Genomic DNA, 21231 nt, shown 5'->3' with positions numbered 1-21231 from the left:
CCTAATTGCCGTTGGGCGGCTAAAAACGACCTTGAACGCACCCATAGAACCTCATCGTTTCATCCTCGAGCCCTTCGAGGCTCGCCGCTTCGCCAATCTGTGCGGGCAATTCGACGAGCATCTGCGCTTGATCGAACAGCGCCTGACGATCGAGATCCGCAACCGCGGCAATCAGTTCGAACTGATCGGCGAACCCAAGCAAACCACCTCCGCGGAAAACCTTCTGCGCCGTCTCTACCGGGAAACCAAGGGCACCGAGCTGTCGCCGGACCTGGTCCACCTGTTCTTGCAGGAGTCTGCCGTGCAAGAGCTGGACAACCCTTCGGTAGCCGATGCCGCCGTGGCCCTGCGCACCAAGAAAGGCATGATTCGCCCCCGCGGCCTGAATCAGCAGCGCTACGTCAAAGAGATCCTCGGCAACGACATCAACTTCGGCATTGGCCCGGCCGGTACCGGCAAGACCTACCTGGCCGTGGCCTGCGCCGTGGATGCCCTGGAACGCGAGCAGGTGCGACGCATCCTGCTGGTGCGCCCGGCCGTGGAAGCCGGCGAAAAGCTCGGCTTCCTGCCCGGCGACCTGGCCCAGAAGATCGACCCCTACCTGCGCCCGCTGTACGACGCCCTGTATGAAATGCTCGGCTTCGAACACGTGGCCAAGCTCATCGAACGCCAGGTCATCGAGATCGCGCCCCTGGCCTACATGCGCGGTCGTACCTTGAACAACAGCTTCATCATCCTCGATGAAAGCCAGAACACCACCGTGGAACAGATGAAGATGTTCCTGACACGGATCGGTTTCGGCTCCACTGCGGTGATCACCGGCGACATCACCCAGGTCGACCTGCCCAAGGGCACCAAGTCCGGCCTGGCCCATGTGATCAACGTGCTCAAGGATGTGCCGGGTATCAGCTTCACTCACTTCATGCCCAAGGACGTGGTGCGCCATCCGCTGGTGCAACGCATCGTCGAAGCCTACGAGCGCTTCGAACTGCACGCTGCCGACGAGGCCGCCAAGGCTGCCGCAGACCGAGGCAACCGCCACGATGCTTGAGCTTGACCTGCAGCGCGCCAGCCAACAGCCGGCTCCCAGCGATGAACAGTTCCGCCAGTGGTGCGAGCTGGCCCTGCGCCAGCGCACCGCCGATTCGGAACTGACCATCCGCCTGGTGGACGAAGCAGAAGGGCGTGAGCTGAACCACACCTGGCGTCATAAAGATTACGCCACCAATGTGCTGTCATTTCCTGCCGATGTACCGGATGAACTGCTGGATATCCCATTGCTGGGGGACCTGGTGATCTGCATTGCGGTGGTCGAGCGCGAAGCGGCTGAACAAGGCAAGGAACTCCAGGCCCACTGGGCCCATCTGGTGATTCACGGCTGCTTGCATCTGTTGGGCTACGACCATATAGATGACGACGAAGCCGAAGAAATGGAAGCGCTGGAACGAACGTTGCTTGCAGAACTGGGTCATCCGGACCCTTATGCAGACGACGAAAGCTGATCAACAACCCCCTGTAACAACCAAGGATTCAGAGCAATCGCTATGAGCGAAGATCGATCGAGCAACGGGCAAAAGTCATGGCTGGGCAAACTGACCCAGGCTTTTGCCCATGAGCCGAAAAACCGCCAGGAGCTGCTGGAGCTGCTGCGCGAAGCCCATCAGAACAAGTTGCTGGACAGCGAAGCGCTGGCCATCGTCGAAGGCGCCATCCAGGTCGCTGACCTGCAAGTCCGGGACATCATGGTTCCGCGCTCGCAAATGATCAGCATCAAGGCGACCCAAACCCCTCGGGAGTTCCTGCCCGCAGTCATCGATTCGGCGCACTCGCGCTACCCGGTGATCGGCGAAAGCCATGACGACGTGATGGGCGTCCTGCTGGCCAAGGACCTGCTGCCGCTGATCCTCAAGGAGAACGGCGACAGCTTCAACATCAAGGACCTGCTGCGCCCGGCGACCTTCGTCCCCGAGTCCAAGCGCCTGAACGTGCTGCTTCGCGAGTTCCGCGCCAACCACAACCACATGGCCATCGTCATCGACGAGTACGGCGGCGTGGCGGGCCTGGTGACCATCGAAGACGTGCTGGAACAGATCGTCGGCGACATCGAGGACGAGCATGACGTCGAGGAGGACAGCTACATCAAGCCACTGCCCAGCGGCGACTTCCTGATCAAGGCGCTGACCCCCATCGAGAACTTCAACGAGTTTTTCGACAGCGACTTTTCCGATGACGAATTCGACACCGTAGGCGGCCTGGTCATGAGTGCGTTCGGCCACTTGCCAAAACGCAACGAAATCACTGAAATCGGCGCCTATCGCTTCCGCGTGCTCAACGCTGATAGCCGGCGGATTCATCTGCTGCGCCTGACCCCCATTTCCCGCTGAGGAAACGGGTCATCCGCCCTCCCCCGCACCGCGATATCGTCTTGAGGCCACTTGCCCGGCCTCAGGCGATACAGGGCGGGGACGCATCGGCCGAGCAGCGCTGCGTGACTCGATGCTCATCTGAAACAACCCAACCATTCTCCTCGTGCCCCGCCCGGTACGACACAGGAAAGAGCTGATGAAACGCCTCTTGCAGCGCTCAACCCGCCCCGGCTGGCCCGGCAACCTGCTGGCCGTGATCGCCGGCGCCATCACCACCCTGGCCCTGGCCCCCTACAACATCTGGCCTTTGGCGCTGCTGGCAGTCGGTCTGTTCTACGCCGGGCTGCGCGAGCTGACACCGCGCCAGGCCCTGGGCCGCGGCTGGTGCTTCGGCTTCGGCCTGTTCGGGGCCGGCACCAGTTGGATCTACGTCAGCATTCACACCTATGGCGGCGCCTCGGCCCTGCTTGCCGGCCTGCTGATGCTGGCCTTCATCGCTGCCATCGCCTGGTTTTTCGCACTGCCTGCCTGGCTCTGGGCCCGTTGGTTGCGACGCAATGAAGCGCCGCTGGCGGACGCCCTTGCATTTGCGGCCCTGTGGCTGGGCCAGGAAGCCTTTCGGGGCTGGTTCCTCACCGGTTTTCCCTGGCTGTATTCCGGCTACAGCCAGCTTGACGGCCCACTGGCCGGGCTCGCGCCGCTGGGCGGCATCTGGCTGATCTCCTTCTCCCTGGCCCTCACCGCAGCGCTGCTCTACAACCTGCCGCGACTGATCAAGGCCGGGCGCAAAGCCTTCATCGTTGCGGGCCTGCTCCTGCTGGCAGCGCCCTGGGTCGTGGGCCTGGCCCTCAAAGGCCATGCCTGGACCAGCCCCGCCGGAGAGCCGCTATCGGTCGCCGCCATCCAGGGCAATATCGAACAGAGCATGAAGTGGGACCCGGCCGAGCTCAACGCCCAGCTGGCGCTGTATCGCGACATGAGCTTTCGCAGCAAGCGCGTAGACCTGCTGGTCTGGCCGGAAACCGCAGTACCGGTGCTCAAGGAATCGGCCGAAGGCTACCTGACGATGATGGGCAACTTTGCCGCCGACCGTCATTCCGCGCTGATTACCGGCGTTCCGGTGCGCCAACTGGTACACCATGAAAAGCGCTACTTCAACGGCATCACCGTGACCGGAGAAGGGGACGGCACCTACCTCAAGCAGAAGCTGGTGCCTTTTGGCGAGTACGTGCCCCTGCAGGAAGTGCTGCGCGGCCTGATCGACTTCTTCAACCTGCCGATGTCGGACTTCGCCCGCGGCCCGGCCGACCAGCCGCTGCTACAGGCCAAGGGCTATCAGATCGCGCCGTTCATCTGCTACGAAGTGGTCTACCCCGAATTCGCAGCTGGCCTTTCGGCCCGTAGCGAACTGTTGCTGACCATCAGTAACGACACCTGGTTCGGCACCTCCATCGGCCCCCTGCAGCACTTGCAGATGGCGCAGATGCGCGCCCTGGAAGCAGGGCGCTGGATGATCCGCGCGACCAACAACGGCGTCACCGGGCTGATCGACCCGTTCGGCAGGATCACGGTGCAGATTCCCCAGTTCGAACGCGGCATTCTGTATGGCGAGGTCGTGCCCATGCACAACCTGACGCCGTATCTGCAATGGCGCTCCTGGCCGCTGGTGGTGCTCTGCACCCTGCTGTTTGGCTGGGCCTTGCTGGCCAGCCGGATCGCCAAGACCGTTTGAGGGCCCTCGCTGGCAATCCGGCTCCCGAGGGAGCCGGATTGCCATCAGCGATAGAACAACCGGTAGCCCAATTGGCCCACTGCCTCATTGAGCAACTGGCCACTCTGCCAGATCGACTTGAACTCGGGCATCCAGCCTCCCAGCGGACGGGCGTTATCCATTCCCAGGAACCCCACTGGCGCAGGCACCACTTCAAACCCGGCGTGCTCGAAACTCCACACTGAGCGGGGCATATGCCAGGCCTGGGTCACCACCACCACACGCTTGATCCCCAACGGCAGCAGGACCTCGGCGCTGAACTGCGCATTCTCCCAGGTGGTGCGGCTGCGGCCTTCCTGCCAGCGCACCGTCACGCCAAAGTCATCGAGCAGGGATTGCGCCATCAACGCAGCCTCAGTGGGCGGCGTACCGTAATGCAGGCCGCCACTGGTCAGCACCGGCAGCCCGGAGGCCTTGGCCAGGCGTGCGGCATAGCGTTCGCGCTCCAGGCCCACGCCGGTGGGCTGATCGGAGCCCCACGCCGGATCGCCCCGCTCACGCCCCGAACCCAATACCACAATCACATCCGCCTGCTCGGCCAGGCTCGCCCATTGGCTTTGCGGCAAGGGCGGCAGGCGCTCCAGACCGCGCGCGCCCCACTCCACCATGACCGGCAGGCTCATCAGCCAGAAACCACCCAGCCCCAAGGCAAAACACCAGCCTGCCAGCCTTGGCCGGGAACGGCGCAAGCCCCAGGCAAGCAGCAGCAACAGCAATAGAATGCCGGGCGGCAGCAGCAACTGTTTGATGAAATAGCGAAAAGGCATCGAGCATCTCCAACAAGATGCCCGAAGCCTAAAGGGGATACCTGTCCGGCAACAACCGATGCCAAGTATTTTTGCTCCCGAGGTCCTCGGCCGCGACCTCGTTCGACCCGACAAGGGGCCTGGGACCTACTTGAACTGCTGAGATCGGACTTTCACCGATGCCTTGATGGGCGCCTGGTCCTTGAGCCAAATGATCTTGGCCGATCGAGGCACCTCCTGGTGTTGCAGACTGCCCATTGGATTGATCTGCATTTCACGTTGATGGCGGGCCAGATAGGCCCTGATCAATTCAAACTCCGCCCGGCTCAACCCCCGCAGTTCCAGCTCGATAGGCCGCTCGTTGCGCAGTCGATCCGCCGTTTTTGCCGCATCCAGGGCCAGAGCCAGTCGATTGAGCAGCCTTTCATACACCTCTGGTTCTGTTGCTTTTCGCTGCGATTCAAGCATCCGTTCACCTCATCGAAGATAAGACTCACTCCCCTTTTTGAGCTTAGTCGGACAGCCGAAAGCGACGCGCCGCCGCGACCAACGGCCCGCCCGAGCAATCAGGGTTTCCCTCGGCAGAGCGCGGTCATGTATGCTACGGCGCTTCCTGTAACTCCACTTCCAGCTCCATCGGGCACTGAAAAACGCCGCATTTGACGTCGTCGTCACCCGAAGTTGCGTTGAAGAGGACTAGGCCACCCCTATTCAGTACAAAAGTAGCCATGCACGAACACTATCAGCCCCGTGAAATCGAAGCCGCCGCCCAGTCGTTCTGGGACGAGCAAAAGTCCTTTGAAGTCAGTGAACAGCCAGGCAAGGAAACCTACTACTGCCTATCGATGTTCCCTTACCCCAGCGGCAAGCTACACATGGGGCACGTGCGCAACTACACCATCGGCGACGTGATCTCCCGTTACCAGCGCATGCAAGGCAAGAACGTTCTGCAACCCATGGGTTGGGACGCCTTCGGCATGCCGGCGGAAAACGCCGCGATGAAGAACAACGTGGCTCCCGCCAAGTGGACCTACGAAAACATCGCCTACATGAAGACTCAGTTGCGCAGCCTGGGCCTGGCGGTGGACTGGTCCCGCGAGGTCACTACCTGCAAGCCGGATTACTACCGCTGGGAACAGTGGCTGTTCACCCGCCTGTTCGAAAAGGGCGTGATCTACCGCAAGAACGGTACCGTTAACTGGGACCCCATCGACCAGACCGTACTGGCCAACGAGCAGGTGATCGACGGCCGTGGCTGGCGTTCCGGCGCGCTGATCGAAAAGCGCGAAATTCCGATGTACTACTTCAAGATCACCGCCTACGCGGATGAGCTGCTGGAGAGTCTCGACGAACTGACCGGCTGGCCCGAGCAGGTCAAGACCATGCAACGCAACTGGATCGGCAAGTCGCGCGGCATGGAAGTGCAGTTCCCCTACGATCAGGCCTCCATCGGCGAAGCCGGGACCCTGAAGGTCTTCACCACCCGTCCAGACACCCTGATGGGCGCGACTTACGTTGCCGTGGCAGCCGAGCACCCGCTGGCTACCCTGGCCGCGCAGAACGACCCACAGTTGCAGGCCTTCATCGCCGAGTGCAAAGGCGGCAGCGTCGCGGAAGCCGATATGGCGACCCAAGAGAAGAAAGGCCTGCCGACTTCGCTGTTCGTCGAGCACCCGTTGACCGGTGAAAAACTCCCGGTCTGGGTCGCCAACTACGTGCTCATGCACTACGGCGACGGCGCGGTCATGGCCGTACCGGCCCACGATGAGCGCGACTTCGAGTTCGCCACCAAGTACAACCTGCCGATCAAGGCCGTGGTACGTACCAGTGCCGGCGATGAAACTCCGGCGCCCTGGCAGGACGCTTACGGCGAGCATGGCGAACTGATCAACTCCGGCGAATTCAACGGCCTGGACTTCCCTGGCGCGTTCGACGCGATCGAAGTGGCGCTGCTGAAGAAGAACCTCGGCCAATCGCGTACCCAGTTCCGCCTGCGGGACTGGGGCATCAGCCGCCAGCGCTACTGGGGTTGCCCAATCCCGATCATCCACTGCGACAACTGCGGCGATGTACCCGTCCCGCAAGAGCAGTTGCCGGTGGTATTGCCGGAAGACGTGGTTCCCGATGGCGCCGGTTCGCCACTGGCGCGCATGCCTGAGTTCTACGAGTGCAACTGCCCGAAATGCGGAGCACCTGCCAAGCGTGAAACCGACACCATGGACACCTTCGTCGAGTCCTCGTGGTACTACGCCCGTTACGCCTCGCCGCACTATGAAGGCGGCCTGGTAGATCCGGCCGCGGCCAACCACTGGTTGCCGGTGGATCAGTACATCGGCGGTATCGAACACGCCATCCTGCACCTGCTCTACGCGCGCTTCTTCCACAAGCTGATGCGTGACGAAGGCCTGGTGAGCTCCAACGAGCCGTTCAAGAACCTGCTCACCCAGGGCATGGTGATTGCCGAGACCTACTACCGTCGCGAAGCCAATGGCAGCTACACCTGGTACAACCCGGCGGATGTCGAGCTGGAGCGTGACAGCAAGGCCAAGATCATTGGCGCCAAACTCATCTCCGACGGCCTGCCGGTGGAGATCGGTGGCACCGAGAAGATGGCCAAGTCGAAGAACAACGGTGTCGACCCGCAATCGATGATCGAACAATACGGCGCTGATACCTGCCGCCTGTTCATGATGTTCGCCTCGCCACCCGACATGAGCCTGGAATGGTCCGACTCTGGCGTTGAAGGCGCGCACCGCTTCCTCAAGCGTGTCTGGCGCCTGGCCCAGGCCCACGTCAGCCAGGGGCTGCCGGGTGCTCTGGATGTAGCGACACTGAGCGACGAACAGAAAGCCATTCGCCGTGCGATCCACCTGGCCATCAAGCAGGCCAGCCAGGACGTAGGCCAGCATCACAAGTTCAACACCGCCATCGCCCAGGTGATGACTCTGATGAACGTCCTGGAAAAAGCGCCGCAAGGCAGCGAACAGGACCGTGCACTGCTGCAGGAAGGCTTGCAGACCGTAGCCCTGTTACTCGCTCCGATCACTCCGCACATTAGCCACGAGCTGTGGGGCCAACTGGGTCAAAGCGGCGCGATCATCGATGCCGGCTGGCCAGCATTGGACGAAAGCGCACTGGTGCAGGACAGCCTGCAACTGGTGATCCAGGTCAACGGCAAACTGCGTGGCCAGATCGAAATGCCTGCCAGCGCCAGCCGTGAAGAAGTCGAAGCAGCCGCTCGCAGCAACGAGAACGTACTGCGCTTCACTGAAGGCCTGACGATTCGCAAGGTCATCGTCGTGCCGGGCAAACTGGTCAACATCGTCGCCAGCTAATTGGATCAAGCGCCCGGTCCGGGATCGGGCGCCGAATAAAACCTCCAGGGCCACAAGGTTGGCCCATCTGGTTTCAAGGGGAGCAATACATGATCAAACGTAATCTGCTGGTGATGGGCCTGGCCGTGCTGTTGAGCGCCTGTGGCTTCCAGCTGCGCGGCACTGGAACCCAGGAGCTGACCATCAAGGAGCTGGACCTGAGCGCCCGTGATGCCTACGGCAACACCATCAAGATGCTCAAGCAACAGCTTGAAAGCAGCGGTGTGCGAGTCCATGCCGGCGCACCTTACAAACTGGTGCTGCTGAGCGAGGAAAATGCCCAGCGCACCCTCAGCTACACCGGCGGCGGCAGCTCGGCTGAGTACGAGATCAGTACCACTCTCAAGTATGAGATCCTGACTCACGACAACCTGCACCTGCTGGACGACAAACTGGAAGTGCAAAAAGTCTTCCTGCACGACGGCAACAACATCACTGGTTCCGACCAAGAGTCTTCCGAAACCCGCAAGGAAATGCGTCGCGACCTGATCCAGCGCATGCTGATCCGTCTGCAATTGCTGACCCCGGAACAGCTTGCCCAACTGCAGGCGACAGCCGAAGCCAAGGCCAAGGCAGAAGCCGAAGCCCTGGAAGCCGCACGCAAGGCTGAGGCGGAAACCCCGCGACAGTCCCCTATGGAACTGCCGAACCAGTAAGCCATGCGGGGCGCTCCGGCGCCCCCTGACCACCTGCCTATGAAACTTGCCCCCGCCCAACTCGGCAAACACCTGCAAGGCACTCTCGCGCCGATCTATGTGATCAGCGGCGATGATCCCCTGCTTTGCCAGGAAGCCGCCGACGCCATTCGCTCTGCCGTACGCCAGCAGGGATTCGATGAGCGCCAGGTATTCAGCGCCGACGCCAGTTTCGACTGGGGCACCCTGCTGCAAGCCGGTGCCAGCATGTCGCTGTTCGCCGAAAAACGCCTGTTGGAACTGCGCCTGCCCTCGGGCAAGCCCGGTGACAAGGGCGCAGCAGCGCTGATCGAATACTGCTCGCGGCCTGCCGAAGACACAGTGCTGTTGATCAGCCTGCCCAAACTCGATGGCAGCGCGCAGAAAACCAAATGGGGCAAGGCACTGGTCGAGGGTGCCCAGACTCAATTCGTACAGATCTGGCCGGTAGATGCCAACCAGTTGCCGCAGTGGATTCGCCAGCGCCTGTCCCAGGCCGGCTTGTCCGCCAGCCAGGATGCCGTCGAATTGATTGCCGCCCGGGTCGAAGGCAACCTGCTGGCTGCCGCCCAGGAAATCGAGAAACTCAAGCTGATGGCCGAGGGCGGGCAGATCACCGTCGAAACGGTCCAGGCGGCGGTGGCCGACAGTGCCCGCTTCGACGTATTCGGCCTGGTGGACGCCATCCTCAATGGTGAAGCGGCCCATGCCCTGCGCATGCTGGAAGGCTTGCGCGGCGAAGGCGTGGAACCTCCGGTGATTCTCTGGGCACTGTCCCGGGAACTGCGCCTGCTGGCCAACCTGGCCCTGCAGTTCAGCCAGGGCGTGCCATTGGACAAGGTCTTCAGCCAGGCCCGCCCGCCCGTCTGGGACAAACGCAAACCCCTGATGAGCAAAGCCCTGCAGCGCTACTCCGCACAACGCTGGGGCCAACTGCTGCTCGATGCCCAGCGCATTGATGCGCAGATCAAGGGACAGGCCAGTGGCTCGCCCTGGAGCAGCCTGAGCCGCTTATCGCTGCTAATGGCCGGCCAGCGCCTGGCACTTGCGGCCGAGTAAAGCAGCCACCCCATCACGCTTACAATTTTCTGCATCCATGATGCTGGACAGCGGCCCGACTCTGGCCGATGATCTGCGCCGCAACACCTCCCTCCCAAAGTGAGTATTGAGCATGAGCAAGCCATCCAAGCATGGCCCCAACAAGGCCAAATCCATCGTCGCCCAGCCACTGTTCCGCAGCCGCCAGGAACGCCCGGCCAAGGGCAAAGGCAGCTACCGCCGCGAAGCCTTCCAGTCTAAAAGCTGGGAGGCTTCTTACTTTCTGGCTGCCTGAAGCCCAGAACCCCGCCGGCATGATAAGGTCTGCACCTGATTGTTATTCTCTCTGGACCCGTGCATGCCCTTTTGTCTTTCCCGTCGTTGGCACATGCGCCAACTGATCGCTGCCTCCAGCCTTATTCTGCTAGTCGCCTGCGCGGAAAAACCCACCGCCGCCGACGCCCAGCCGCTGCCCAGCCTCCAGGCAGCCCCTCTTGCCGCACCTGCCACTGTCGCGCCCCTGGCCGTCGACAACCTGGATGTCCAGCCCACCCAGACCTTCGAACAATGGTTGAACGCCTTCCGCGCCGAAGCCTTGGGCGCCGGTATCCGTGCCGATGTATTTGATCGCGCCTTTGCCGGCGTGACCCCGGACATGAGCGTGATCAAGGCCGACCGCAGCCAGCCCGAGTTCAGCCGCCCAGTGTGGGAATACCTGGAAGGGGCACTGTCGCCGGTACGGGTACGCAAAGGCCAGGCAATGCTGGTGCAGTACAGCGACATCCTGCAACGGATCGAACAGCGCTACGGCGTCGACCGCCAGGCATTGGTGGCGGTGTGGGGCATGGAAAGCAATTTCGGCGACTTCCAGGGCAACAAATCAGTCATTCGCTCCCTGGCCACCCTGGCCTATGAAGGCCGCCGCCCGGCTTTCGCCAATAGCCAGCTGATCGCGGCGTTGCAGATCATCCAGCATGGCGATATCCAGCCAGAGAAGATGCTCGGCTCCTGGGCCGGCGCCATGGGCCAGACCCAGTTCATTCCCACCACCTACAACACCCACGCCGTGGACTTCGACGGTGATGGCCGCCGGGATATCTGGAACAGCCCGGCCGATGCACTGGCCTCCACGGCGCACTATCTGCAGAGTTCCGGCTGGCAGCAGGGGCAGCCCTGGGGTCTTGAAGTACAGCTCAACAGTGGCTTCGACTATGCCCTGGCCGACGCCTCCACCCGCAAGACCGTGGGCGAATGGATGCGCCTGGGCATGACTCCTGCCAATGGCAAGGCCCTGCCCTATGGCTCGGAACACCTGTCAGCCTCACTGCTGTTGCCAGCGGGTTACCGCGGCCCGGCATTCCTGATCCTGGACAACTTCCGGGCAGTGCTCAAATACAACAACTCATCGTCCTATGCCCTGGCGGTGAACCTGCTCTCCGAACGCTTCGGCGGAGCCGGCCAGATCAGCGGCAACTGGCCCAAGGACGACCTGCCCCTGAGCCGCTCCGAGCGCATCGAGCTACAGACACTGCTCAGTGCCAACAGCTATGACGCCGGCAATCCCGACGGCATCATCGGTGCCAACACCCGCAAGGCCATTCGCAATGCCCAGCAGGCACTGGGATGGCCCGCGGATGGTTATCCGACCCACAAGCTGCTGGAAAGCCTGCGCAATCGTTAGGACCCGGTCCGGCGCAGGGGAAAGCCTCCCCTCGCCGGCCCTGCGATTACTTGAAGACCACATCCTGCGCCAGGGTCAGCTCCCTGGCTCCCGCATCCAGCCTGACCAGCGCGCCCATGGGCAAGGTCAGGTTGGGGTCGCAGTGACCACTGCGCCATCCCGCCAGCACCGGAATCCGCAGCGGTTCGAAGGTCTGCTTGAGCAAAGCGCACAGCGCCGCAAAATCCACACCGGCCACATCCCCCACCAATACCCCACGCAGCTTGTCCAGCTTTCCGGCCAGGCGCAGGTGATTGAGCAGGCGATCTATGCGGTACAGCGGCTCGTTGACGTCCTCGATAAACAGGATGATGCCGTCTGTATTGATCTCATACGGGGTGCCCAGGGTGCTGGCGATCAGCGACAGGTTTCCGCCCAGCAGGGAACCCAGCGCAATGCCCGGCTCGATGGTAGTCAGGGGGAAGGCCACCGGATGGGGCAGCAGGCTGCCAGCTCGGGCCTGGCCTCGAAGCAGATTGAAAAAGGAGGCTTCGGTGGGCGCCTGCTTGTCACCCAGCAGGTCGGCGTTGAGCATTGGCCCGTGAAAACTCACGAAACCGGCATAACGGTTGATCGCCAGGTGCAGGGCGGTGATATCGCTGTAGCCGACAAAGGGCTTGGGATTGCGCCGCAACAGATCGAAATCGATCTTGTCCAGCAGGCGGGGGCTGCCATAGCCGCCACGCAAGCACAGAATGGCGTCTATATCCGTATCGGCGAAGGCCTCATGCAGGTCCTTGAGGCGCGCTTCGTCGCTACCGGCCAGGTACCCCTCCTGCAACCCGACACCCGGGAAGATCCGTAGGCTGTATCCCCTGGAGCGCATCCATTGGTGGGCTTTTTCAGTATCCAGCGCTGCGGGACCGGCAGGTGCAATAAGGCCGATAACGCCTTCTGCGGCCAGCGCCGGCACCGGTAGGTGGGCGTTCAGCGCAGCAGTCGGTTGGATAGGCATGCAGATTCTCCCTGTGTGAATTCACTCAAGCACAGTAGCCATGAATGGTGTCAAACAGAAGAGGCGGGATTTAAAAAGCGGCGGGCGCAGCGAAAGTGCTCGAAAGAGCCGGGGAACTGCCCGCAAGACGTGCGCCTTGCGGGCAGGCAGATCAGGAAACCAGGCCTGCCTTGGCCAGTTTCGCTTGTTCGTCGGCATGGTACGAAGAACGCACCAGCGGGCCGGAAGCAACGTTCTTGAACCCCATCCGATAACCTTCCTCGGCGAACCAGGCGAAGGTGTCAGGGTGCACGAAGCGCTGGACCGGCAGGTGGTTGCGCGACGGTTGCAGGTACTGGCCAAGGGTCAGCATGTCGATGTCGTGCTCGCGCATGCGCTTCATGACCTCGATGACTTCTTCATCGGTTTCACCCAGGCCCAGCATCAGCCCGGACTTGGTCGGCACATGCGGCACCAGTTGCTTGAATTTCTGCAGCAGGGTCAGCGACCACTGGTAGTCCGAGCCAGGACGGGCGGCCTTGTACAGGCGCGGCACGGTTTCCAGGTTGTGGTTGAACACGTCCGGCGGCGTGGCGGCGGTGATTTCCAGGGCAACATCCATGCGGCCACGGTAGTCGGGAACCAGGGTTTCCAACTGCACGTTTGGAGACAACTTGCGGATTTCGCGGATGCAGTCGGCAAAGTGCTGGGCACCGCCGTCACGCAGGTCATCGCGGTCCACCGAGGTAATCACCACGTATTTCAGGCGCAGATCGGCGATAGCCACCGCCAGGTTCATTGGCTCGTCGACATCCAGAGGCTTTGGACGACCATGACCCACGTCACAGAAGGGGCAGCGACGGGTGCAGATATCACCCATGATCATGAAGGTCGCGGTGCCGCCGGAGAAGCACTCGCCCAGGTTCGGGCAGGATGCCTCTTCGCAGACGCTGTGCAGCTTGTGCTTGCGCAGCAGCTGCTTGATCCGGTCGACTTCCGGGGAGACGGGGATGCGTACGCGAATCCAGTCCGGTTTCTTCGGCAGTTCGGTAGTCGGAATGATCTTCACCGGAATGCGCGCGACCTTTTCCGCACCGCGCAATTTGACGCCGGTTTCAACTTTCGGACGGGCCGCTCGCTCGGAGATATCCAGCGTCGGGATCAGGGTTTGAACAGCGTCTTGCGCAGTAGTCATATCAGTCGATTCCGCCCGTTAGGGTCGTCTGCTCAGCATAGTCGAGGTGTTTGACGAGCTGCGCACGCAGCCGGGCACTTACCTCGGCAAATTCAATCGGCCCTGCATGGTCGCTCAGTTGGGTCATCGCCAACCCGGCGTAACCACAGGGGTTAATCCGTCGAAACGGCTGCAAATCCATGTCCACGTTCAAGGCCAGACCGTGAAAAGAGCATCCGTGACGGATACGCAGGCCCAGCGAGGCGATTTTCGCCCCATTGACGTAGACGCCCGGTGCATCGGGCTTGGCCGCCGCCGGCACGCCGTAGCTGGCCAGCAGCTCGATCAGGCAGTGCTCCATGCGGTTGACCAGGTCCCGCACACCGAAACCCAATCGGCGCACATCCAGCAGCAGGTAGGCCACCAGTTGGCCAGGGCCGTGATAGGTCACCTGGCCGCCGCGGTCCACCTGCACCACGGGGATATCCCCCGGGAGCAACAGGTGCTCGGCCTTGCCGGCCTGGCCCTGGGTGAAGACCGGGGGATGCTGCACCAGCCAGACTTCATCCGGTGCATCGGTACCGCGTTCATTGGTAAAGCGCTGCATCGCTTGCCAGACCGGCTCGTAAGCCATCTGGCCAAGCTCACGAAAGCCCAGCGTCTGTGGCATCACAGCACCATGTGGACGACACCGGTAGCACGCAGGGCACTATTGATATCACGCAGTTGGTCTTCACCAGTGGCGGTGATGTGCAGTTGTACGGTGGTGTACTTGCCGTTGCTGCTTTGACGCTCGGCCAGGGACTTGATGTCCAGCTTGGCGTACTTGGCAAGGATCTCGATCACGGTGTCCTTGAAACCGACAACCGTGTCACCGATCACCTTGATCGGATAGTCATCGACGGGAAACTCAATCTTGTGCGACTTAACGTCAGTGTCTGTCATGGCAGTAACGGCCTCGTATAGCCGGACGACGGACATGGCCCCCGCTCCACTGGAGAGCGAGGGCCACGCAGGTCGACAATATCAGTTGAACAAGCCGTAGAAGAATAGACGGATGCTATCCCACATGCGACGGAAGATACCACCTTCGTCGACCGCTTCCAGGGCGATCAGGTCAGCGCTGTGCACCACCTTGTCGTCCAGTTTCACTTCGACTTTACCAATCACGTCGCCCTTGGCGATCGGCGCGACCAGTTGCGGGTTCATGGTCATGCTGGCGGCGAGCTTTTTCAACTGGCCTTTAGGCATAGTCATGGTCAGGTCTTCGGCCAGACCGGCCTTGACCTGATGAGTGGTGCCCTTCCAGACCTGGGCCTGGGCCAGCTCGGTGCCCTTCTGGTAGAAGGTCTGGGTTTCGAAGAAACGGAAACCGTAAGTCAGCAGCTTCTGGGTTTCAGCAGCACGAGCCTGTTCGCTGTTGGTACCGAACACCACGGCGATCAGGCGCATGCCATCACGCACCGCCGAGGACACCATGCAATAGCCGGCTTCGTCGGTATGGCCGGTCTTCAGGCCGTCAACAGTCTTGTCGCGCCACAGCAGCAGGTTGCGGTTGGGCTGCTTGATGCCGTTCCAGAAGAACTCCTTCTGCGAGTAGATCGCGTAGTGCGCCGGGTCCTCGTGGATGATCGCGCGAGCCAGCACCGCCATGTCGTGGGCCGACGAGTAGTGCTCTGGGTTCGGCAGGCCGGTAGGGTTCATGAAGTGGCTGTTGCTCATGCCCAGGTCGGCAGCCGTCTTGTTCATCATGTCGGCGAATGCGTCTTCGCTACCGGCGATATGCTCGGAAACCGCGACGCTGGCGTCGTTGCCGGACTGGATGATGATGCCGTGCAGCAGGTCGCTGACGGTGACTTGCGAACCCACCTTGATGAACATCCGCGAGCCGCCGGTACGCCAGGCGTTCTCGCTGACGGTCACCGGATCGTTCTCGCCGATCTGGCCGCGACGGATTTCCAGGGTCGCGATATAGGCGGTCATCAGCTTGGTCAGGCTGGCCGGCGGCAGGCGCTGGTCACCATTGTTCTCCACCAGCACGTTACCGCTGCTGGCATCCATGAGCACATAGGATTTGGCGGCCAGTTGCGGTGGCGACGGCATCGCTTCGACCGCCCAGGCGGCGGGCGTGATGATCAGCGGGACAAGCAGGCACAGGCGTTTGGCAAAGGTGGTGATGTTCATCCGTCTCTCGAAGTTGCTAATGGAAACTTGCCCTTGCGGGCAAAACTATTTCAGACAGCCTTCTAGAGGGCTGTCGCGTGTGCAGTTGTTCACTCACTGACCCTTGCCGGGCTTTTGTTGTTCGACGAGCCAACAACCAGGGCCCGCCCCCCAATACCGCAAGCGGACCTTCAATCTTCAGTATTCTTACTCGGCAGAGACCACGCTGGCCTGCCCAAGGTTCGCCAGGCGCACGCTGTTCTGTGCTTGCTGGGCCTCACCCGGCGTGCCGAATGGCCCCAGGCGGACCCGATGCAGCGTCTGTTGATTGCGGACGATCGAGCTGATGAACACCGGGGCGCTCACCATGCCACTCAACTTCGACCTCAACAGCTCGGCAGCGTCAGGGTTGGCGAAGGCGCCCACCTGCAGATACTGGCCAGAAGCTACTGCCGTGTTTTTCACTTGTACGGGAACCACAGCCGCCGCGTGCTGCTGGGGCGGCGGGGTCCATTGTTCGACAGTGCCGGCCGAGGCCGTGACCACCGGCGCGCTATTCTGCGCCACTTGCGGCTCGTTGAGCATCAGCGGCGCCGGACGGCCACGCTGAGCCCACCACTGCTGCGGATCGATGCCCTCGACCTTGACCCGGGCGGTGCCGGTCTCGGCATAGCCGAGCTTCTTGGCCGCGGCGTAGGAGAGGTCGATGATGCGGTCGGAATAGAACGGACCGCGGTCATTGACCCGCAGGATCACGCTGCGATTGTTGTCCAGGTTGGTCACCCGCACATAACTCGGCAGCGGCAGAGTCTTGTGCGCGGCACTCATGCCGTACAGGTCATAGACCTCGCCATTGGCGGTGTTCTGGCCGTGGAACTTGGTGCCATACCAGGACGCCGTGCCGGAGGCCACGTAGTTCTTCGATTCCTGGATGGGGAAATAGGTCTTGCCCAGTACCGTGTAAGGGTTGGCCTTGTACGGGCCGGTATGCAGGGTCGGGGTCGCATCGGGGATGCGCGAAACGTCGACATCCCACCACGGCGCGCCATCCTTGTGGGCTCGGTTGACGTCCAGGCCCGGCATGGAACGCACAGCGTTGGAAGATTTCTGCTGCGGCGAGCGACTCGTCGAGCAACTGACCACCAGCAAGGACAACGCGGCAAAAGCCACCAGTTTCAGGGGTTTGCGAATTGGCATTGCCAGCATTACTTGACGCCCCGTGCTTGGACCAGCTGTTCAGACAACTGATGTACGGCCATGGCGTACATCACGCTGCGGTTATAGCGAGTGATCGCGTAAAAATTCTTCAGGCCCATCCAGTATTCCGGGCCATTGTCACCTTCCAGACGAAAAGCGGTGACCGGCATATCATCGCGCAGCGCATCATGACTCGACCAGCCCAGGGCCCGCAACTCCCCGACGGTTTTCGTCGGCTCGATCCCGGTGGTCAAGCCTTCATCCACTCGATCACCACGCACATCGGCGCGACTGACCACCGGCTCGCCGGCCACCCAGCCGTGGCGCTTGAAATAGCTGGCCACACTGCCGATGGCATCATCGGGGTTGGTCCAGATATTGATGTGGCCATCACCGTCGAAGTCCACGGCATAAGCCCGAAAGCTGCTGGGCATGAACTGCGGTAGGCCCATGGCTCCGGCATAGGAACCCTTGAGGCTCAATGGATCGACCTGCTCCTCGCGCGCCAGCAATAGAAACTCGCGCAGTTCCTTGCGGAAGAACTCGGCACGGGGCGGATAATCGAAGCCCAAGGTGGACAATGCGTCGATCACCCGGTAATTCCCGGTATTTCGACCGAAAAAGGTTTCAACGCCGATGATCGAGACAATTACCTGGGCCGGTACGCCATATTCCTGCTCGGCGCGGGCCAGTACCGCTTCATGCTGGCGCCAGAAATCCACACCGCGGGCAATGCGCGCGTCGGTGATGAACATCGGCCGGTATTCCTTCCACTGCTTGACCCGCTCGGCGGGCCGCGAAATGGCGTCAAGAATCGACTGCTTGCGCTCGGCCTCGCGGAACACAGCCATCAGCTGCTCCCCGGCAAAACCATAGTCCCGAGTCATTTCGCCCACGAATTCGGCCACCTGGGGCGAACCTTCGTAATCACCGGCGAACGCGGGCTGCGCTGCACCAAGGATGCTTACCAGACCGACCCACGGCGCTTGCCGAGCGGCCCAGCCACGCATTGCTTGCATTGAATTCTTCACCTTAATCAAACCTGCGCGATCCACTTGCGATGGGTATGGATCGACATCAAAACCCCAAACGCTGACAGTAGCGTCACCAGCGAAGTTCCTCCGTAGCTAATGAACGGCAACGGCACCCCTACGACCGGCAACAAGCCACTGACCATACCGATGTTGACGAAAACGTAAACAAAAAACGTCATGGTCAGGCTGCCCGCGAGCAATTTGCCAAACAGTGTCTGGGCCTGGGCGGTGATCACCAGCCCGCGCCCGATCAACAGCAGGTAGATCAGCAGCAGCGCACAGATGCCCACCAGGCCGAACTCCTCGCCCATGACAGCGATAATGAAGTCGGTGTGGCTCTCCGGCAAAAAGTCCAGGTGCGACTGGGTGCCCAGCAGCCAGCCCTTGCCGAACACCCCACCGGAGCCAATGGCGGCCTTGGACTGGATGATGTTCCAGCCGGTGCCCAGCGGATCGCTCTCCGGGTCAAGGAACGTCAGGATCCGCTGCTTCTGGTAGTCATGCATGATGAAGAACCACATGGCGATGGCCACGGGAACCGCAGCCGCCAACACGCTGAGAATCCAGCGCCAGCGCAGGCCGCCCATGAACAGCACGAAGGTACCGCCGGCCAGAATCAGCAAGGCCGTACCCAGGTCGGGCTGGCGCACGATCAGGATGAACGGAATGCCAATCAGCACCAGGCTGATCCCCACATGCTTGAGATGGGGTGGCAGGGTGCGCTTGGACAGGTACCAGGCGATGGTCGCCGGCATGATGATCTTCATGAACTCCGAAGGCTGGAAGCGGATCACCCCGGGGATGTTGATCCAGCGGGTCGCCCCCATGGCGTTGTGGCCCATGACATCTACCACCACCAGCAGCACCACGCCGAACACGTAGCCCAGCGGCACCCAACGGGCCATGAAGCGCGGTTCGAACTGGGCGATGACGATCATCGACACCAGGCCGATACCGAATGAAGTGGCCTGCTTGGCCAGCAGGTCCCAACTCTTGCCGCTGGCGGAATACAGCACGAACAGGCTGCCGGCGGCCAGGGTCAGCAGCAGCACCAGCAGCGGGCCATCGATATGCAGGCGCTGCAACAGCGTCGCGCGACGGCGCATCACATCCTCACTGGAGAGGATGCGGTCAAAATTACTCTTCACGGGCCGTAGCCTCCGCGCTGATAGGGCTGGCGAACTCAGGCTTGAGCTGGCCGTCCTGGCCGAGAAGCCAGGCATCCATCACCTGGCGCACGACGGGAGCCGCGACACCGGAGCCCGACTCACCGTTCTCGACCATGACCGAGACCACGATCTTGGGGTTTTCCGCCGGGGCGAAGCCGACGAACAAGGCGTGGTCGCGATGCCGCTCCTGGACCTTGGAGCGGTCGTACTTCTCGCCCTGCTTGATCGCCACCACCTGGGCGGTACCACTCTTGCCGGCAATCCGGTACGGCGAACCGACCGCAGCCTTGCGCGCGGTGCCTCGCGCACCGTGCATCACCTGCTGCATGCCATGGTTGACCTTCATCCAGTCCGAGGGGTCACGCAGGACAATGTCCGGCATCGGGTTGTGATCCACCGGCTTCTCGCCCTCGATGCTCTTGGCCAGGTGTGGCCGGTTCCACTTGCCCTTGCTGGCGACCAGGGCGGTGGCCTGGGCCAGTTGCAACGGCGTGGACTGCATGTATCCCTGGCCGATCCCGAGAATCAGGGTCTCCCCCGGGAACCAGGCCTGGCGCCGGGTGGCGCGCTTCCATTCGCGGGTCGGCATCAAGCCCGGCGACTCCTCGAACATGTCCAGGGAGACCTTCTGGCCGATACCGAACTTGCTCATGTAGGCGGACAGCCGGTCGATCCCCAGCTTGTGGGCCAGGTCGTAGAAATAGGTGTCGTTGGACCGCATGATCGCGGTGTCCAGGTCGACATAACCGTCACCGGTACGGTTCCAGTTGCGGTATTTGTGGTCGTAGTTGGGCAGCTGGTAATAGCCCGGGTCGTAGACCCGGGTCGAAGCCGTGACCACACCGGCATCCAGCCCGGCAATGGCCACCGCCGGCTTGATGGTCGAACCCGGCGGATACAGGCCACGCAGCACCCGATTGAACAGCGGCCGGTCGATGGAATCGCGCAGCTCGGCATAGGCCTTGAAGCTGATGCCGGTGACGAACAGGTTGGGGTCGAAGCTCGGCTGGCTGACCATCGCCAGCACTTCACCGGTACTCGGGTCCAGGGCTACCACCGCGCCACGACGCCCGCCCAGGGCCAGTTCCGCGGCTTCCTGCAACTTGATATCCAGGCTCAGGACAATGTCCTTGCCGGGAATCGGGTCGGTGCGCTTGAGCACCCGCAGCACCCGGCCGCGGGCGTTGGTCTCGACCTCTTCGTAACCCACCTGGCCGTGCAGCTCAGGCTCGTAGAAGCGCTCGATGCCGGTCTTGCCGATATGGTGGGTGCCGCTGTAGTTCACCGGATCGAGGGACTTGAGCTCTTTCTCGTTGATCCGCCCCATATAGCCCACGGAGTGGGCAAAGTGCGCGCCCTGGGGGTAATGCCGGACCAGCTGGGCCACCACTTCCACACCGGGCAGGCGGAACTGGTTGACCGCGATCCGGGCGATCTGCTCTTCCGTCAACTCGAACAGGATCGGCACCGGCTCGAAAGGCCGACGCCCCTGCTTCATGCGCTTTTCAAACAGCACCCGGTCTTCCGGAGTCAGCTCCAGCACCTCGACGATCACGTCGAGCACCTGCTGCCAGTCGCCGGAACGCTCGCGGGTCATGCTCAGGCTAAAGCTGGGCCGGTTGTCCGCCACCACCACGCCATTGCGGTCGAAAATCAGCCCGCGAGTCGGTGGAATCGGCTGCACGTGGACCCGGTTGTTCTCCGAAAGAGTGGAGTGATAGTCGTACTGGATCACCTGCAGGTAATACAGCCGGGCAATCAGCACACCGATCAGGCAAACCACCATGATGGCGCCGAACACGACACGGCCACGCACCAGACGGGCGTCTTTTTCGTGGTCCTTGATGCGGATCGGCTGGGACATGAGGGGC

At 61.9% G+C, this 21231-nt stretch carries 20 protein-coding genes; 9 read left to right on the top strand and 11 right to left on the bottom strand.

What is annotated here, in order from left to right:
• The first annotated feature begins 31 nt into the window (after window positions 1-31).
• The 4 genes from KCG88_RS29540 (at window position 32) to lnt (ending at window position 4098) form a co-directional block, all read left to right on the top strand.
• Window positions 32-1051, top strand: a complete 1020-nt coding sequence (locus KCG88_RS29540) for a PhoH family protein (RefSeq protein WP_011063651.1) — start codon at window positions 32-34, stop codon at window positions 1049-1051.
• Window positions 1044-1502 carry an rRNA maturation RNase YbeY gene (gene ybeY, locus KCG88_RS29535; RefSeq protein WP_011063652.1) on the top strand — a complete coding sequence of 153 codons (459 nt, stop codon included), beginning with the start codon at window positions 1044-1046 and terminating at the stop codon, window positions 1500-1502. The genes KCG88_RS29540 and ybeY overlap by 8 nt, the downstream gene beginning before the upstream one ends.
• A 42-nt stretch (window positions 1503-1544) precedes the next feature.
• The gene (locus tag KCG88_RS29530) at window positions 1545-2384 is read left to right on the top strand and encodes an HlyC/CorC family transporter (RefSeq protein ID WP_011063653.1); all 840 of its coding nucleotides are present in this window, start codon (window positions 1545-1547) and stop codon (window positions 2382-2384) included.
• A gap of 190 nt (window positions 2385-2574) precedes the next feature.
• Window positions 2575-4098 (top strand): apolipoprotein N-acyltransferase, encoded by a 1524-nt coding sequence (lnt, locus tag KCG88_RS29525; protein WP_047289481.1) that lies wholly within the window; start codon window positions 2575-2577, stop codon window positions 4096-4098.
• Between the two features lie 44 nt (window positions 4099-4142).
• Here the strand turns inward: lnt and KCG88_RS29520 are convergent, their stop codons facing one another.
• On the bottom strand, window positions 4143-4904 hold the full coding sequence (locus KCG88_RS29520) for a YdcF family protein (RefSeq protein ID WP_019093820.1): 762 nt from the start codon (window positions 4902-4904) through the stop codon (window positions 4143-4145).
• A 126-nt stretch (window positions 4905-5030) separates the two neighbouring features.
• Window positions 5031-5351, bottom strand: a complete 321-nt coding sequence (locus KCG88_RS29515) for a hypothetical protein (RefSeq protein WP_210713671.1) — start codon at window positions 5349-5351, stop codon at window positions 5031-5033.
• A gap of 260 nt (window positions 5352-5611) precedes the next feature.
• On the opposite strand from KCG88_RS29515, the gene leuS reads away from it, so the two are divergent.
• The 5 genes from leuS (at window position 5612) to KCG88_RS29490 (ending at window position 11650) form a co-directional block, all read left to right on the top strand.
• Window positions 5612-8218, top strand: coding sequence for a leucine--tRNA ligase (gene leuS / locus KCG88_RS29510; RefSeq protein ID WP_210713670.1), 2607 nt, complete (start codon window positions 5612-5614; stop codon window positions 8216-8218).
• Window positions 8219-8307: 89 nt separating this feature from the next.
• A complete protein-coding gene (gene lptE, locus KCG88_RS29505; RefSeq protein ID WP_210713669.1) occupies window positions 8308-8913 on the top strand; it encodes an LPS assembly lipoprotein LptE in 606 nt (201 codons plus the stop codon).
• A 39-nt stretch (window positions 8914-8952) separates the two neighbouring features.
• Window positions 8953-9990 carry a DNA polymerase III subunit delta gene (gene holA, locus KCG88_RS29500; RefSeq protein ID WP_011063659.1) on the top strand — a complete coding sequence of 346 codons (1038 nt, stop codon included), beginning with the start codon at window positions 8953-8955 and terminating at the stop codon, window positions 9988-9990.
• Between the two features lie 112 nt (window positions 9991-10102).
• Entirely contained in the window at window positions 10103-10264 is a 162-nt protein-coding gene (gene arfA / locus KCG88_RS29495; protein WP_015637164.1) for an alternative ribosome rescue factor ArfA, read from the top strand.
• Window positions 10265-10327: 63 nt separating this feature from the next.
• The gene (locus KCG88_RS29490) at window positions 10328-11650 is read left to right on the top strand and encodes a lytic murein transglycosylase (RefSeq protein WP_047289452.1); all 1323 of its coding nucleotides are present in this window, start codon (window positions 10328-10330) and stop codon (window positions 11648-11650) included.
• Between the two features lie 46 nt (window positions 11651-11696).
• On the opposite strand, the gene KCG88_RS29485 is transcribed toward KCG88_RS29490, so the two are convergent.
• From KCG88_RS29485 to mrdA, 9 genes are all read right to left on the bottom strand, one after another.
• Window positions 11697-12644 carry an LD-carboxypeptidase gene (locus KCG88_RS29485; protein WP_047289454.1) on the bottom strand — a complete coding sequence of 316 codons (948 nt, stop codon included), beginning with the start codon at window positions 12642-12644 and terminating at the stop codon, window positions 11697-11699.
• Window positions 12645-12795: 151 nt separating this feature from the next.
• Window positions 12796-13818 carry a lipoyl synthase gene (gene lipA / locus KCG88_RS29480; protein WP_047289456.1) on the bottom strand — a complete coding sequence of 341 codons (1023 nt, stop codon included), beginning with the start codon at window positions 13816-13818 and terminating at the stop codon, window positions 12796-12798.
• A 1-nt stretch (window position 13819) separates the two neighbouring features.
• Entirely contained in the window at window positions 13820-14467 is a 648-nt protein-coding gene (gene lipB, locus KCG88_RS29475; RefSeq protein ID WP_011063664.1) for a lipoyl(octanoyl) transferase LipB, read from the bottom strand.
• A complete protein-coding gene (locus KCG88_RS29470; RefSeq protein WP_011063665.1) occupies window positions 14467-14742 on the bottom strand; it encodes a DUF493 domain-containing protein in 276 nt (91 codons plus the stop codon). The genes lipB and KCG88_RS29470 overlap by 1 nt, the downstream gene beginning before the upstream one ends.
• 81 nt (window positions 14743-14823) lie before the next feature.
• Window positions 14824-15981 (bottom strand): D-alanyl-D-alanine carboxypeptidase family protein, encoded by a 1158-nt coding sequence (locus KCG88_RS29465; protein WP_047289459.1) that lies wholly within the window; start codon window positions 15979-15981, stop codon window positions 14824-14826.
• Between the two features lie 186 nt (window positions 15982-16167).
• Window positions 16168-17166: a septal ring lytic transglycosylase RlpA family protein gene (locus KCG88_RS29460; protein WP_047289461.1), complete on the bottom strand. Its 999-nt coding sequence runs from the start codon at window positions 17164-17166 to the stop codon at window positions 16168-16170.
• Window positions 17166-18176 carry a lytic murein transglycosylase B gene (gene mltB, locus KCG88_RS29455; RefSeq protein ID WP_011063668.1) on the bottom strand — a complete coding sequence of 337 codons (1011 nt, stop codon included), beginning with the start codon at window positions 18174-18176 and terminating at the stop codon, window positions 17166-17168. Before mltB ends, KCG88_RS29460 begins: the two co-directional genes overlap by 1 nt.
• A gap of 17 nt (window positions 18177-18193) precedes the next feature.
• Window positions 18194-19297: a rod shape-determining protein RodA gene (rodA, locus tag KCG88_RS29450; RefSeq protein ID WP_015637169.1), complete on the bottom strand. Its 1104-nt coding sequence runs from the start codon at window positions 19295-19297 to the stop codon at window positions 18194-18196.
• 31 nt (window positions 19298-19328) lie between these two features.
• Window positions 19329-21224: a penicillin-binding protein 2 gene (gene mrdA, locus KCG88_RS29445; protein ID WP_047289464.1), complete on the bottom strand. Its 1896-nt coding sequence runs from the start codon at window positions 21222-21224 to the stop codon at window positions 19329-19331.
• Window positions 21225-21231: the final 7 nt, after the last annotated feature.

Source organism: Pseudomonas sp. MWU349, assembly GCF_017947325.1.
Lineage (GTDB): Bacteria > Pseudomonadota > Gammaproteobacteria > Pseudomonadales > Pseudomonadaceae > Aquipseudomonas > Aquipseudomonas protegens.
The sequence above is the reverse complement of the archived record's forward strand: the minus strand, read 5'-3'. Positions and strand labels throughout refer to the sequence as shown.

Bases quoted from the DNA above. Each gene is read 5' to 3' on its own strand.
- ybeY (WP_011063652.1), top strand. From the start codon at position 1,044: ATGCTTGAGCTTGACCTGCAGCGCGCCAGCCAACAGCCGGCTCCCAGC.
- KCG88_RS29530 (WP_011063653.1), top strand. From the start codon at position 1,545: ATGAGCGAAGATCGATCGAGCAACGGGCAAAAGTCATGGCTGGGCAAA.
- KCG88_RS29520 (WP_019093820.1), bottom strand. From the start codon at position 4,904: ATGCCTTTTCGCTATTTCATCAAACAGTTGCTGCTGCCGCCCGGCATT.
- KCG88_RS29515 (WP_210713671.1), bottom strand. From the start codon at position 5,351: ATGCTTGAATCGCAGCGAAAAGCAACAGAACCAGAGGTGTATGAAAGG.
- leuS (WP_210713670.1), top strand. From the start codon at position 5,612: ATGCACGAACACTATCAGCCCCGTGAAATCGAAGCCGCCGCCCAGTCG.
- lptE (WP_210713669.1), top strand. From the start codon at position 8,308: ATGATCAAACGTAATCTGCTGGTGATGGGCCTGGCCGTGCTGTTGAGC.
- holA (WP_011063659.1), top strand. From the start codon at position 8,953: ATGAAACTTGCCCCCGCCCAACTCGGCAAACACCTGCAAGGCACTCTC.
- arfA (WP_015637164.1), top strand. From the start codon at position 10,103: ATGAGCAAGCCATCCAAGCATGGCCCCAACAAGGCCAAATCCATCGTC.
- KCG88_RS29490 (WP_047289452.1), top strand. From the start codon at position 10,328: ATGCCCTTTTGTCTTTCCCGTCGTTGGCACATGCGCCAACTGATCGCT.
- KCG88_RS29485 (WP_047289454.1), bottom strand. From the start codon at position 12,644: ATGCCTATCCAACCGACTGCTGCGCTGAACGCCCACCTACCGGTGCCG.
- lipA (WP_047289456.1), bottom strand. From the start codon at position 13,818: ATGACTACTGCGCAAGACGCTGTTCAAACCCTGATCCCGACGCTGGAT.
- lipB (WP_011063664.1), bottom strand. From the start codon at position 14,467: ATGCCACAGACGCTGGGCTTTCGTGAGCTTGGCCAGATGGCTTACGAG.
- KCG88_RS29470 (WP_011063665.1), bottom strand. From the start codon at position 14,742: ATGACAGACACTGACGTTAAGTCGCACAAGATTGAGTTTCCCGTCGAT.
- KCG88_RS29465 (WP_047289459.1), bottom strand. From the start codon at position 15,981: ATGAACATCACCACCTTTGCCAAACGCCTGTGCCTGCTTGTCCCGCTG.
- KCG88_RS29460 (WP_047289461.1), bottom strand. From the start codon at position 17,166: ATGCTGGCAATGCCAATTCGCAAACCCCTGAAACTGGTGGCTTTTGCC.
- mltB (WP_011063668.1), bottom strand. From the start codon at position 18,176: ATGCAAGCAATGCGTGGCTGGGCCGCTCGGCAAGCGCCGTGGGTCGGT.
- rodA (WP_015637169.1), bottom strand. From the start codon at position 19,297: ATGCGCCGTCGCGCGACGCTGTTGCAGCGCCTGCATATCGATGGCCCG.
- mrdA (WP_047289464.1), bottom strand. From the start codon at position 21,224: ATGTCCCAGCCGATCCGCATCAAGGACCACGAAAAAGACGCCCGTCTG.